The sequence below is a fragment of the Flavonifractor sp. An112 genome (assembly GCF_904377885.1).
GTDB classification, from domain to species: Bacteria; Bacillota; Clostridia; order Oscillospirales; family Oscillospiraceae; genus Flavonifractor; species Flavonifractor avicola.
In genome coordinates this window covers 1-13,079 of the sequence record NZ_CAJFGT010000071.1, presented here as the reverse complement: position 1 = coordinate 13,079, position 13,079 = coordinate 1, and the positions used below count along the sequence as shown (strand labels likewise).

At 60.0% G+C, this 13,079-nt stretch carries 11 protein-coding genes; 8 read left to right on the top strand and 3 right to left on the bottom strand.

Translation table 11 applies throughout. The annotated features are described in order from the left end of the window. From IHN22_RS10375 to IHN22_RS10345, 7 genes are all read left to right on the top strand, one after another. The coding region (locus IHN22_RS10375; RefSeq protein ID WP_191435183.1) for a DEAD/DEAH box helicase at positions 1-819 on the top strand (819 nt) is incomplete at its 5' end. Between the two features lie 171 nt (positions 820-990). Next, positions 991-1,869 carry a GNAT family N-acetyltransferase gene (locus IHN22_RS10370; RefSeq protein ID WP_191435181.1) on the top strand — a complete coding sequence of 293 codons (879 nt, stop codon included), beginning with the start codon at positions 991-993 and terminating at the stop codon, positions 1,867-1,869. Positions 1,870-2,300: 431 nt separating this feature from the next. Next, positions 2,301-3,242, top strand: coding sequence for an ABC transporter permease (locus tag IHN22_RS10365; protein WP_087330203.1), 942 nt, complete (start codon positions 2,301-2,303; stop codon positions 3,240-3,242). A gap of 1 nt (position 3,243) precedes the next feature. After that, entirely contained in the window at positions 3,244-4,506 is a 1,263-nt protein-coding gene (locus IHN22_RS10360) for an ABC transporter permease (RefSeq protein ID WP_191435179.1), read from the top strand. A gap of 16 nt (positions 4,507-4,522) precedes the next feature. Then, a complete protein-coding gene (locus IHN22_RS10355) occupies positions 4,523-5,596 on the top strand; it encodes an ABC transporter ATP-binding protein (protein WP_087330207.1) in 1,074 nt (357 codons plus the stop codon). Further along, the gene (locus IHN22_RS10350) at positions 5,589-6,623 is read left to right on the top strand and encodes an ABC transporter ATP-binding protein (RefSeq protein ID WP_191435177.1); all 1,035 of its coding nucleotides are present in this window, start codon (positions 5,589-5,591) and stop codon (positions 6,621-6,623) included. The genes IHN22_RS10355 and IHN22_RS10350 overlap by 8 nt, the downstream gene beginning before the upstream one ends. Before the next feature lie 506 nt (positions 6,624-7,129). Next, positions 7,130-8,875, top strand: coding sequence for a peptide ABC transporter substrate-binding protein (locus IHN22_RS10345; RefSeq protein ID WP_191435176.1), 1,746 nt, complete (start codon positions 7,130-7,132; stop codon positions 8,873-8,875). A gap of 215 nt (positions 8,876-9,090) precedes the next feature. On the opposite strand, the gene IHN22_RS10340 is transcribed toward IHN22_RS10345, so the two are convergent. The 3 genes from IHN22_RS10340 to IHN22_RS10330 form a co-directional block, all read right to left on the bottom strand. Next, a complete protein-coding gene (locus IHN22_RS10340) occupies positions 9,091-10,416 on the bottom strand; it encodes a S1C family serine protease (protein ID WP_191435174.1) in 1,326 nt (441 codons plus the stop codon). A 191-nt stretch (positions 10,417-10,607) separates the two neighbouring features. Further along, on the bottom strand, positions 10,608-11,480 hold the full coding sequence (locus tag IHN22_RS10335; RefSeq protein ID WP_191435172.1) for a DegV family protein: 873 nt from the start codon (positions 11,478-11,480) through the stop codon (positions 10,608-10,610). 24 nt (positions 11,481-11,504) lie between these two features. Further along, entirely contained in the window at positions 11,505-11,972 is a 468-nt protein-coding gene (locus tag IHN22_RS10330) for a MarR family winged helix-turn-helix transcriptional regulator (protein WP_191435170.1), read from the bottom strand. 195 nt (positions 11,973-12,167) lie between these two features. On the opposite strand from IHN22_RS10330, the gene IHN22_RS10325 reads away from it, so the two are divergent. Next, positions 12,168-13,079: stage II sporulation protein P (locus IHN22_RS10325; RefSeq protein ID WP_191435169.1), on the top strand; the 912-nt coding region annotated here is incomplete at its 3' end.

Below are 13,079 nucleotides of genomic sequence, written 5' to 3'. Positions count from 1 at the left end.
GACAAGCAGATCAACACCCTGAAAAAGAAGCCCCAGATTGTGGTGGCCACCCCCGGCCGCCTCATGGACCATATGAAGCGGCGCACCGTCCGCCTGGACAAGGTGGAGACGGTGGTGCTGGACGAGGCCGACCGGATGCTGGACATGGGCTTTGTCCGGGACGTGACCCGCATCCTGGACCAGTTGAAGCACCGGAAGAACATGGGGATGTTCTCCGCCACCATCAGCCGGGAGGTCATGGACATCTCCTGGGTGTACCAGCGGGACCCCATTGAGATCACCGTCCGGCCGGTGGAGGAGTCCAAGCCCGACATCACCCAGTACCGCATCGACCTGGACGGCCGGGAGAAGAAGCTGGACACCATCGTGGCCCTCATCACCCACGGGGAGTACGAGCGGGCCATCGCCTTCTGCAACACCAAGAACATGACCGACCGGCTGGCCGGACTGCTGCAGATGCGGGGGATCTCCTGCCAGGCCATCCACGGCGACATTCAGCAGCGGGTGCGGGAAAAGACCCTGGACAAGTTCAAAAAGGGCGAGATCAAGGTGCTGGTGGCCACCGACGTGGCCGCCCGGGGCCTGGACATCGACGATGTGGACGCGGTGTTCAACTACGACGTGCCCGACGAGATGGAGAACTACACCCACCGCATCGGCCGTACCGGCCGTGCCAAGCGCCACGGCGTGGCCTACACCTTTGTGGCCACCGTCACCGAAAGCGTCCGCATGGACGAGATCATCCGCAACACCAAGGCGGAGGTCCAGCGGCTGAAATACGATCAGGACGGCTGCCTCATGCTGGTGGAGGAACAATAAATATGGGAATGGGCGGCCTTTGGCCGCCCATTTTGCTGTTTCCGGGCCGGTTCGCGGGATTTCCCTTGCCAATTTCCGGGTGCCATGATATGATGTCGGCAGATTAGGGCAGAATATCTTTTGGGCAGCGGATGGGGCTGCCTGCCGCCTGAACGTGAGAGGAGCGATCCTATGGTAGAGATCCGTCCGTCCCGGCCAGACGAGGCCCAGGCCCAGAAAGACCTGTGGCGGGCCGCCTTTGGGGAGGACCCCCGCTATATCGACTGGTTCTATGAATGCTGCTGGCGGCCGGAGGACACCCTCCTGCTGCTGGAGGACGGGAAGCTGGCCTCCATGCTGGCCCTGCTGCCCCAGACCATCCACCTGCCCGGCGGCGGCGCCGCCTCCGCCTGGTATGTCTATGCCCTGGCCACCGACCCCAACGTGCGCAGCAAGGGGTACGGCAGGCAGCTGCTGCTCTATGTGGACGACTTTTTAAAGGCTCGGGGGGCGGACTGCGTCACTGTGGTGCCCGCCGAGGCCAGCCTGTTCAAATTTTTCGGCATGGTGGGCTATCTCCCCGGCTTTTTTACCCGCAAGGTGGAGCTGCTGCGGAGCATGACCACCCCCCACTTCCCGGAGGATGGGGTGGAGCCCATTGGGCCGGAGGCGTACAACGCCATCCGGGAGGAGGCCCTGGCGGGCCTGCCCTTCGTCTCCTACAGCCAGGAGCAGATCCGCTATCAGGAGGGAATGGGCAAGATCACCGGCGGCGGCCTCTACCGCATTACCGTGGGAGACTTCCAGGGCTGCGCCGCCGCCGAGTATCTGGACGAGGAGAGCGTCCTGTTCAAGGAACTGCTGCTGCCGCCGGAGCATATGCCCCGGGGCCTGGCCGCCCTGGCCGCCCGGATGCCCGGCCAGCGGTGCTTTGTCCGCACCCCAGCCCAGTGGGACGGGATGCAGGGCAGTTACCTCCAGCCCTTCGGCATGGTCAAGTGGTATGACCGGGAGAAGGGGGCACTGTGGGGAGAGGAGACCCAGGGCTACATGGGCCTGGGCTTTGATTGACCGCTTCCGCGGCGAACCAATGCGCGGACGGATGGGGGGCGCCCCCCATTCGTCCGCGCATTTTTTGGTATGGATTTTGCAGCCGGACGGTGGGGCAAGATTCAAAGCCGGGGTTTTGCAGGAATTCCGTTAAAATGAATATGCGGGGCAAAAACGTGAATATTTATAAGGGAATTTCATCACATTAGCGAGAAAAAGTGTCGAAAAGCAGGCGATACAAGGAAAGAAAGCATCCGATGTCGAAGAATGAAATGGACAATTATGCAGAAAAGTGTCTTTACCTCGAGGACAGCTGCAAGATTTGACGGCGATTCCATCAAATTCAGGCGGCAGAACTCTTGACGGAAGGTGCTAATTACGATAAAATAAACAGACGTTTATTGTGGGGCATTCGCGGAAAACGAACAGAGACTGGTATAGGAAGTGAAGAAATGGCAAAATATGTTTTGAAAAGAGTGCTGATGGCAGTGATCACCCTGTTCATCGTCATCTGCCTCACTTTTTTCCTCATGAACGCCATTCCGGGCAACCCCTGGCTGTCTGAGAAAACCCCATCTCAGGCCACCATCGATGCCTTGAATGAGAAGTACGGCCTGGACAAGCCGGTCATTGTCCAGCTGGGCTATTATCTGGGGGATATCGCCCACGGCGATTTCCGTAACTCCATCAAGATGCAGAAGGACCGGCCGGTGCTGGACATCATCACCACCATGTTCCCCCTGTCTGCTAAGATCGGTATCATTGCCATCAGCTGGGCCATATTGGTGGGCGTCCCATTGGGCTGTCTGGCCGCATATAAACGAGGTACCTGGGTGGACAGCCTATTACGAGTAATATGTACCATAGGTATCTCCATGCCGGGATTCGTGGTAGCAACCATATTGCTACACGTATTTACCGGCGGCATTGAGGGATTCAAGATATTCCCAACCGGCTTTGACGGCAGCTGGCAGAGCTATGTACTGCCCTGCGCCGCTCTGGGCTTCTATCCCATGTGTTACCTGTCCCGTCAGACCCGTACCGCCATGCTGGACTCCATCAACCAGGAGTACATCAAGACGGCCCGGGCCAAAGGTCTGAAGAACAAGAAGATCATCTTCAAGCACGCCCTGCGCAACGCCCTGATCCCCGTCATCACCTACCTGGGCCCCCAGATTGCCTTTACCCTGTGCGGCGGCTTTGTGGTGGAGAAGGTGTTCTCCATCCCCGGCCTGGGCCGCTACTTTGTAATGTCTATTCAGGCCCGTGACTACCCCATCATTATGGGCACCACCATCTTCCTGGCGGCTTTCGTTATTGTGATGAACCTGTTGGCCGACCTGCTGTACAAGCTGGTGGATCCTCGAATCAATCTGAGCAAGGGAGGGAACTGAGTTGGCTGCTCGTAAACATAAAAAAGTCCTTGGCTCCCTGCAGCCTGACATTGAGGATATCCTGGACTGGAACAAGCTGCCCGACAATGCTTTTGAGCCGGCCAGCGCACAGGAGAAGGAGAGTTTTATTCAGGACCGCAAGAGCGTGTCCTACTGGAAGGACGCCTGGCGCCGTCTGCGCCGCAACAAGGTGGCCATGGTGGCCATGGTCATCGTGATCCTGATTGCCCTGTTTGCCTTTGTGGGCCCCATGATTGTGCCCTACGGCTACGATGAGCAGATCCGCGGCGCCAACAACCTGCACCCCTGGCACTACTCTCTGGAGGACAGAATGGCCCAGGACCCGGATGCTGCCATTAAGGCGGCCCGGGCCGAGGCTGAGGCTGAGGGCCGCGAGCTGACCAGCATTGAGGAGGCCCAGATTCGGGCCAAGATCAAGGCTGGCGGCACACAGGAACTGAAGCCCCACCTCTTTGGTTATACCGACGAGGAACTGCAGCGCAAGGCCAATGGCGAGTTTGTCTTCCCCCATGTGTTCGGCTGCGATATGCACGGCCGCGACATTATGGTGCGTACCATGATTGGCGCCCGTGTGTCCATGATCGTGGGTATCTGCTGTGCCCTCATCGTGCTGGTCATCGGCGCCATCTACGGCTCCATCTCCGGCTACTGCGGCGGCAAGGTGGACGCCGTTATGCAGCGTATCGTGGAGATCATCTACTCTGTCCCTGAGGTGCTCATCATCCTGCTGCTGGGCGCTACCCTCAAGCCCATTTTGGAGGATTTCCAGAACTCGGGCGACGGTTTCTTCCAGAACATGGTCACCATTCTGGGCCCCAACCTCATCGCTATCTTCATCGCCTTCGGTCTGCTGTACTGGGTGACCATGAGCCGTATTATCCGCGGCCAGATTCTCCAGCTCAAGCAGCAGGAGTACGTCACCGCTGCCCGTGCTCTGGGTGCCAAGGGCGGGCGCATTATCAAGCGCCACCTGCTGCCCAACTGTGTGGGCCAGATCGTGACCACCACCTTCCTGCAGATCCCCTCTGCCATCTTCACTGAGTCCTTCCTTTCCTTCCTGGGTATGGGTGTTTCCGCCCCCATGACCAGTCTGGGCTCCATGTGCTCCGATGGCCTGAGCGGCCTGCAGAGCTATCCCTACCGTTTGTTTATTCCTGCCGCCATCCTGAGCATCCTGATTCTCTGCCTGAACCTGTTCGGCGATGGCCTGCGTGACGCTCTGGACCCCCGCCTGAAGAAGTAAGAAAGGAGGAGACACCATGGAAGAAAAACAGAAAACCGGCAAGCTGCTGGAAGTGAAGGATCTCCACGTCTCCTTCTTCACCCCCGCCGGCGAAGTCAAGGCCGTGGGCGGTATCAGCTATGACCTGAACTATGACGAAGTCATGGGTATCGTGGGTGAGTCCGGCTCCGGCAAGAGCGTGGAGGCCTACTCCATCATCGGCCTGCTCCAGTCCCCCGGTAAGGTGGTGGGCGGCTCCATCACCCTGGAGGGCGAGGACGTGCTGGCCAAGAGCAAGGAAGAGATGATCGACCTGCGGGGCAACAAGGTGGCCATGATTTTCCAGAACCCCATGACCTGCCTGAACCCCGTGTACACCATCGGCAACCAGCTCATCGAGGCCCTGAAGGCCCACGACAAGAAGGTCTCCAAGCAGGAGGCCGCCAAGCGGGCCATGGAGATGCTGGAGCTGGTAGGCATCAACAACGTGGAGAAGCGGATGAAGCAGTATCCCCACGAGCTGTCCGGCGGTATGCGCCAGCGCGTCATGATCGCCATGGGCCTGATCTGTCATCCCCAGCTGCTCATCGCCGACGAGCCCACCACCGCTCTGGACGTGACCATTCAGGCCCAGATCCTGGAGCTGATGAAGGACCTGCAGAAGAAGACCCACATGGGCATCATCTTCATTACCCACAACCTGGGCGTGGTGGCTGAGATCTGCGACAAGGTCTCCGTCATGTACGCCGGCAAGATGGTGGAGCAGGGCCCGGTGGACGACATCTTCTACAAGCCCGGCCACCCCTATACCATGGGCCTGCTGCGGTCCATGCCCCGTGTGGACGCCGAGAGCTACGAGCGCCTTATCCCCATTGAGGGTACCCCCGTGGATATGCTCAATCCTCCCGAAGGCTGCCCCTTCGCTCCCCGGTGTGAATACGCCATGAAGATCTGCCTGCAGAAGATGCCCCCCTATGTGGAGCTGGGCGACAACCACCGCTCCGCCTGCTGGCTGCGGGTGCAGGAGCAGATGGCCAAGGAGAAGGCCGGCCAGGCGGACGCCAAGCCCGCGCAGGAGACCGAGAACAAGGAGGCGGGCGACCATGAGTGAGAAGAATGACATCCTCGTTCAGGTGGACCACCTGAAGAAATACTTTGGCGTCAAGGGCCTGAAGGGTCCCGGCGTCCAGGCCGTGGAGGATGTGTCCCTGTTCATCAAGCGGGGCGAAACCCTAGGCCTGGTGGGCGAGTCCGGCTGTGGCAAGACCACCCTGGGCCGCACCATCCTCCAGCTTCATCCCCCCACGTCCGGCAAGATTGTCTATGACGGTGAAACCATTTTTGAGGGCGAGGACCCCTGGCAGAAGGACGAGAACGGCCAGCTGATCCACGTCAAGACCCCCAAGCCCAAGGCGGTCAATATGCTGCCCTACCGGCGGAAGATGCAGATCATCTTCCAGGATCCCTCCGCCTCTCTGGACCCCCGTATGACGGTGGGCGAGATCATTGGCGAGGCTCTGGACATCCATAAGCTGTGCCCCAACAAGAAGGATCGCACCGACCGCATCAAGGAGCTGCTCAGCCGGGTGGGTCTGAACACCGAGCACGCCAACCGCTATCCCCATGAGTTCTCCGGCGGCCAGCAGCAGCGCGTGGGTATCGCCCGCGCCCTGGCGGTGCGCCCCGAGTTCATCGTGTGTGACGAGCCTATCTCCGCCCTGGACGTGTCCATCCAGTCCCAGGTGGTGAATATGCTGGAGGATATGCAGCAGGATCTGGGCCTGACCTATCTGTTCATCGCCCATGACCTGTCCGTGGTGCGTCACATCTCCAATCGTATCGGCGTGATGTATCTGGGTACCATGGTGGAGCTGGCTGAGAGCTACGAGCTGAACAAGCATCCCATCCACCCCTACACCAAGACCCTGCTGTCCGCCGTGCCGGTGCCCGATCCCGAGGTGAGCCGGACCCGTCAGCGTATCGTGCTCCAGGGCGATATCCCCTCTCCCATGAATCCGCCCACGGGCTGCCGGTTCCATACCCGCTGCCCCTACGCCACCGAGAAGTGCAAGGAGTGTGTGCCTCAGTTCAAGGAGCATTCGCCCGGCCACTACGCCGCCTGTCACCTGCTGGGCTAAGACGGGCGAATGGGCCTGCCGCCGCATTGCGGCGTCCAAGCGTTTTGGGCTGTGCCCAAAACCTTGATGCCGGGCGAATTCACTTCGCCCGAGCAGATGAAAGGAAATGGGGTACCCGCCCGGCCTGGGCCGGGTGGGCAACATTCTCCCGGCCACTACGCCGCCTGTCACCTGCTGGGCTGATTGGGCGAATGGGCCTGCCACCTGCTGGGGTAAGCGAAAGCCGGGCCCGCGCAGTAAGGGCGCTCAAGCGAAAATTGGAAAAAGGCGGCAGATTGCCGCCTTTTTTCGGAACCAGATAGAAATAAACTGGAGAGTTCGTAACAATTTCGAAACATTTTCTTTACACCTGTACCTGACCTGTGGTATAATGTCTTTGCGTTACTTTAACGTGCGAAAGGCCATGGCCTTTCGGCGCCCGCACTGCGGGCGCCGATGACCATCCCCATGTGTATCGCGCCCCAAGGCGTTATTGATACAAAAATGAGAAAGATGGAGGTCCAACCATGAAAAAGAGAAAGCTTGTCTCTCTGCTTCTGTCCGGGGCCCTCGTGTTCGGTCTGCTGGCCGGCTGCGGCGGCGGCACCAGCAACAGCAACGAGACTCCTGACGCTCAGAACAGCGGCACTCCCAGCAGCGAAGCTCCTTCCGGCGACGCTTTTGAGATGACTGTCAACATCGCTTCTGAGCCCCAGTCCATTGATCCCGCTCTGAACAGCGCGGTCGACGGCGCCATTATGCTCAGCCATATGTTTGAGGGCCTGATGCGCTGGAAGGATTCCGGCAGCGAGACCGCCGGCACCAACGGCACCTGCAACAACGCTGTGCTGGACTACGGCCAGGCTGAGTCCTATAAGAAGACTCCCAACGAGGACGGCACCGTTACCTATACCTTTAAGCTGCGTGACGACGCCAAGTGGTCCGACGGTAAGGACGTTACCGCTCAGGACTTCGTGTTCTCCTGGCAGCGCCTGGTCAGCCCCGAGACTGCCGCTGACTACAGCTACATGATCGACTGCGTGGTCAACGCTAACGAGATCATCAACGGCGAGAAGGAGCCCAGCGAGCTGGGTGTTAAGGCCGTGGACGAGAAGACCTTCGAGGTCACTCTGACCAGCGATCTGCCCTACTTCACCGAGATCTGCGCCTTCCCCGCCACCTTCCCCGTGCGTGAGGACATCGTGAGCAATGCTCAGTGGACCTATGATCCCGCCACTTATGTGTCCAACGGCGCTTACAAGATGACCAGCCGTGTCACCAACTCCGAGATCGTTATGGAGCCCAACGAGTACTACTACGGTGTGGATACCCTGGGTCCCAAGAAGATCACCTTTAAGCTGATGGATGACCAGAATGCCATGCTCAACGGCTTTAAGTCCGGTGAGCTGGACTTCATCGAGTCCATGCCCACTGATGAGATTGCCGGTCTGATGGCTTCCGGCGACCTGAAGATCGTGGACTACATCGGCACCTACTATGTCTGCTACCAGACCCAGAAGGCCCCCTTCGACGATCCTCGCGTCCGCAAGGCCTTCACTCTGGCCATTGACCGCACCTACATCGTGAACGAGATCACCCAGACCGGTCAGGTCGAGGCCGGCGGCTTCGTGCCCGCTGGTGTTTATGACGCTGACGGCGCCACCGGCGATGACTTCCGTACCCAGGGCGGCAACTACTATGAGCCCATGTCCGGCGATGACAAGGCGCAGTATGAGGCCAACTGCGAGGAGGCCCGTCAGCTGCTGGCCGAGGCCGGCTACCCCAACGGCGAGGGCTTCCCCGTTGTTGAGTACCTGTACAATACCGGCGATGATCATAAGTCTGTTGCCGAGGCCCTGCAGAATATGTGGCAGACCCAGCTGGGCGTGACCGTCACCCTGAACAACCAGGAGTGGGCCACCTTCCTGCAGACCCGTAAGGACGGCGATTACTCCATCGCCCGTAACGGCTGGATCGCCGACTACAACGATCCCATGTCCTTCCTGGATATGTGGCTCACCGGCGGCGGCAACAACGACGCTCAGTACTCCAACGCCGAGTACGACGCCAAGATCCAGGCTGCCAAGGCTTCTACCGATCCTGCTGAGCGTATGCAGCTGATGCACGAGGCCGAGGATATCATCATGGGCCAGGATTACGCTCTGTGCCCCCTGTACTTCTACACTCAGAAGTATATGCTGGCCGACGGCATCCAGGGTATGTACTATACTCCTCTGGGCTACTTCTTCTTCGACCACTGCACCCAGGGCTGATTTTCAGCCAAACAAACCGGGCGGAGCCATTTGGCTCCGCCCGGTTTTTATGCCTGGGCCCCTTGTCCTTCCTGGGTGAAAAGGTCAAGAGGGCTTTTGTAGGGGCGGCCTTTGTGGCCGCCCGGCGGGGACAGGCTACCCGCTGCCGCCTGCCCATAAGACAAACAACCCCCGGCGCGCTGTGGATTCAGCGTGCCGGGGGTTGTGCTTAACGCTTACCAGTTGCCGAAGGGGAAGTTGTAGTAGTAATTGCCGCCCTGCTGGGGTTGGGATTGCTGCTGCTGGCTGTTGTACTCCTCGCTCAGCTGATTCATGGCGTCCTGCCGCTCCTGGTTGTCCTCATCCAGGGTTACATTGACGGTGGAGGTGTTGCCGTCCCGGTAGATGGTGAAGGTGACGGACTCTCCCGCCTTGTGATCCTTCACAGCGCTCTGGAGCTGGGTCTCAGTAGATACCTGGGTGTCACCCACAGCGGTGATGATGTCGCCTACCTGGAGGCCGGCCTTCTGGGCGCAGGAGCCGTCCAGGATGGCCATGATCTCCACACCGGCAGGCACGCCGTAGCGCTGAACGCTTTCATCCACGGCGTTGATGAGCACGCCCACGTTGGGCTTGCCGGTGACGTAGCCGTTCTCCATAATGGAGGTGACCATGTCCTTCACATCGTTGATGGGAATGGCGAAGCCCAGACCCTCCACAGAGGCCTTGGAGCTGGAGCTGGAGGACAGCTTGGCGGACACAATGCCCACCACCTGGCCGTACTTGTCAAAGAGGGGGCCGCCGGAGTTGCCGGAGTTGATGGCGGTGTCGGTCTGGATCATGTTCATGACGGTGCCGTCGCTCATGGTGACCGAGCGGTCCTTGGCGGAGACGTAGCCGCCGGTGAAGGTGAAGGTCAATTCACCCAGAGGGTTGCCGATGGCGTACACATCCTCGCCCACATTGATGGCGTCCGAGTCGCCCAGCACCACGGGCCGCAGGTTGCCCTGGTCGATCTTCAGCACGGCGATGTCGTTCTCCTCCTCGCCGCCCACCAGGGTGGCGTCATAGCTCTTTCCGTCGGAGAAGAAGACGGTGATGTCGCTGACGCCGTTGATGACATGGTAGTTGGTAAGGATGTAGCTGGTGGTGTCATTGGAGCTGATGACGAAACCGGAACCGGACACGGCGTTTTTAACGGTCTGGCCCCACACGTTGGTGGTCACGTTGCCGTTGACGCCCACCACCGACTCCAGGTTGGAGGCGTACACCTCTTCGGCGGAGAGGACGGTCTTGCCGTCCACGTTGGCCAGGGACACGGCGGTGGGACGGGTGCCCTCGTAAATGGTGGTGGAGTTGTCCCCGAAGCGGTTGACAGCCCACACGCCGCCGCCGCCCACCGCGCCGCCGATGATGGCGCAGCACAGGCCAACGGCAATGAACTTACCAAAGCCGCCCTTCTTCTTTTTCTTGGGGGGCTCGGCGTCATACACATGGAACTGATTGGTTTCTATGACGGAGTCACGGTCCTCGGGGGGCCGGTTATAATCACTGTAATACATAAACGGATCTCTCCTTTACCAGCGGATTTTGCGGTTTCCTTTGAACGAGTTTTAGAATACCCTGTAATTGTGGCGGAACTGTGAAGAAAATGTGCATGATTTTTAAATTGTTCCCATCATCGACAGGATTGGGACAGAAACAGGCGAATAACAGAAAAAAGGGACGCATTTGCGTCCCTTTTTAAGCGATATCATCCTTTTTCCAGAGCTTTTGTTACAGTGACTGCCCGGGCGCCGGGGCCGATATGGCAGGCCACCGACAGAGAAAGCGGGTCCATATGGATGGGATAACCGGGGAAAATAGCCTCCAGCTCTTCCAGCCACTCCTGGGCGCCGGCCCGGTCGCCGGTGTAGGCGGCGGCAATGTGGAGCTGCTCCGGACCGGAGAGACCGGCAAACTCAGTCTCCATGGTGTGGTGGATAGCGTCGATCATGGTCTTTTTGGCGGCCTTCCAGCCCCGGACCTTGGCGAAGGAGTCCAGCTTCTCGCCCTTGATCCGCAGCACCGGCTTGATGCCCAGCACGGCGCCCAGAGCGGCGGCGGCGGGGGTGCAGCGGCCGCCCTTTTTCAGATACTTCAGGGTGTCCACGGTGATGTAGATATCGGAGTCAAACTTGGTGCGCTCCAGATAGTCGTGGATCTCCTGGGCGGACTTGCCGGCCTGGGCCATTTCCAGAGCGTCCAGCACCGACTGGCGCTGGGTCACCGAGATGCGCTGGTTGTTGACCACAAACACCTTGCCCTCGTAGTCCTGGGCCAGCATCATGGCGGTCTCGCAGGAGCTGCTCAGGCCGCTGGACATGGGGATGTACACGATCTGGTCATAGTCCTGGAGGATCTTATCCCACAGGTCGGTGACGTCGCCGGGGGAGGGCTGGGTGGTCTTGACGTCGGCGTCCTGGGCCAGACGCTCATAGAACTGCTCCTGAGAGAGGGTGATGTCCTCCAGGAAGAGCTCGTCGTTGATATAGAAAGGCATGGGCAGAACAAAAATACCCAGTTCCTTGCCCTGAGCCTGGGTGATGCCGCTGTTGCTGTCGGTGGCAATGGCGATCTTACTCATAACGTACCTCACTTCATCAGATCTTTATGGTTGTGGTTCCGCCGGAGCCTGGGCTCCGCCGCGGAAGAAAGCGGCCAGTTTTTCCATACCCCGCGCCAGGGCGGAGGCCTCCTGATCGGTCAGAGCGGACAGCATCCGGTCGGTCAGACGGCGGTGAAAGGCCCGGTGCTGCTCACTGGCGGCCCGGCCCAGCTGGGTGGGCAGCAGGCGCACCGCCCGCCGGTCCTTCTCGTCCCGGCGGCGGACCAGATAGCCCTTCTTCTCCAGCAGTCCCACGGCGCAGGTCAGGGTACCCGCCGGCATCTGCCGGGCGGAGGCAATGGCGGTGGAGCGGTTGTCGCCCCCCTCGTCCACGGTGCGGCAGATGGCGTCAATGAGCTGTACCTCCCGCAGGGACAGGTCCCCTGCCGCCAGGGTGGACTCCTCCCGCTTCAGGATATCGCCAAAGACGTCGGAAAGAAAATGGTTGATGATTTCGCTGGAATACTCCACTGAGGGCCTCCCTTCTGCGTGGCTTGTTTCGCAACTGAATTATACCGGATTGTAGAAAAATGTCAAGGGAATCCTTTGACAGTCAAAATAATTTCCACCGCCGGTGAGATTTGGGACAAGGCATACCCGGAGGAATGGGCGCATAGGGTAGAAGGGACCGAAAGGATCCCACATTACAGATGAGGATGGTGCGATATGAAAGGGCCGATCTTATGGAAACGACTGTTCCGCCGGAGTGCCGCTTTGTTCCTGGCCACCCTGGCGGTGTGGCTGCTGCTTCTGTGCGGCGGGGGCGCGGGGGCGCTGCAAAGCCTGGGGGAGAGCGGGGCCTTTGTGTCCACTGCTCTGGCGGCGGAACTGGGCAAGACAGGGGGCGACACCCTGGACAAACTGGACGGCTGGGACCGGCTGGCGGTGGGCCAGTCCCTGCTGCTGGCAGGCAATCAGGAGGCGGTGGCCCAGCATCTGGGACAAGAGGTGCCGGAGGAAATACAACTGCCGGCGGGACAGCCGGCCCAGGACCACGACGACCTGGTGGAAGAGCCTAAGACTACTACCGCGCCTTCGGATATCATCGCCCGTACCCTGATCCCCACCAGTCCTCAGGGCTACGATGTGGCGGGTGGCCTGTATCTCTATAACCGCACCGGGGAGTCCGTGGATCTGGAGGCGGCGGCTCAGGCGTCTGTGAACATCACCCTGCCCGCCGAGGGACCTCAGATCCTTATCATCCATACCCACACCACCGAGGCATACACCCCAGATGGCACCGACGTGTATACCCCCGACGGCGGGGTGGCCCGCACCCTGGAGGAGGAGGACAATATGCTGCGGGTGGGGGACGAGATGGAGCGGGTGTTCACCGAGATGGGTCTGTCGGTCATTCACGACCGCACCGTCCACGACTACCCCCAGTACAACGGGGCCTATACCCGCTCTGCCCAGACGGTGCAGAAGTATCTGGAGCAGTATCCCTCCATCAAGATTGTGCTGGACGTCCACCGGGACGCCCTGGCGGGGGAGGACGGCACGGTGTACAAGGCGGTGACGGTCATCGACGGGGTGGACACCGCCCAGGTGATGCTGGTCATCGGCCACGGTCAGGAC

What these genes read in the sequence shown, in the direction of transcription:
- IHN22_RS10355 (WP_087330207.1), top strand. Translation starts at nt 4,523, where the DNA reads ATGGAAGAAAAACAGAAAACCGGCAAGCTGCTGGAAGTGAAGGATCTC.
- IHN22_RS10345 (WP_191435176.1), top strand. Translation starts at nt 7,130, where the DNA reads ATGAAAAAGAGAAAGCTTGTCTCTCTGCTTCTGTCCGGGGCCCTCGTG.
- IHN22_RS10370 (WP_191435181.1), top strand. Translation starts at nt 991, where the DNA reads ATGGTAGAGATCCGTCCGTCCCGGCCAGACGAGGCCCAGGCCCAGAAA.
- IHN22_RS10340 (WP_191435174.1), bottom strand. Translation starts at nt 10,416, where the DNA reads ATGTATTACAGTGATTATAACCGGCCCCCCGAGGACCGTGACTCCGTC.
- IHN22_RS10365 (WP_087330203.1), top strand. Translation starts at nt 2,301, where the DNA reads ATGGCAAAATATGTTTTGAAAAGAGTGCTGATGGCAGTGATCACCCTG.
- IHN22_RS10350 (WP_191435177.1), top strand. Translation starts at nt 5,589, where the DNA reads ATGAGTGAGAAGAATGACATCCTCGTTCAGGTGGACCACCTGAAGAAA.
- IHN22_RS10335 (WP_191435172.1), bottom strand. Translation starts at nt 11,480, where the DNA reads ATGAGTAAGATCGCCATTGCCACCGACAGCAACAGCGGCATCACCCAG.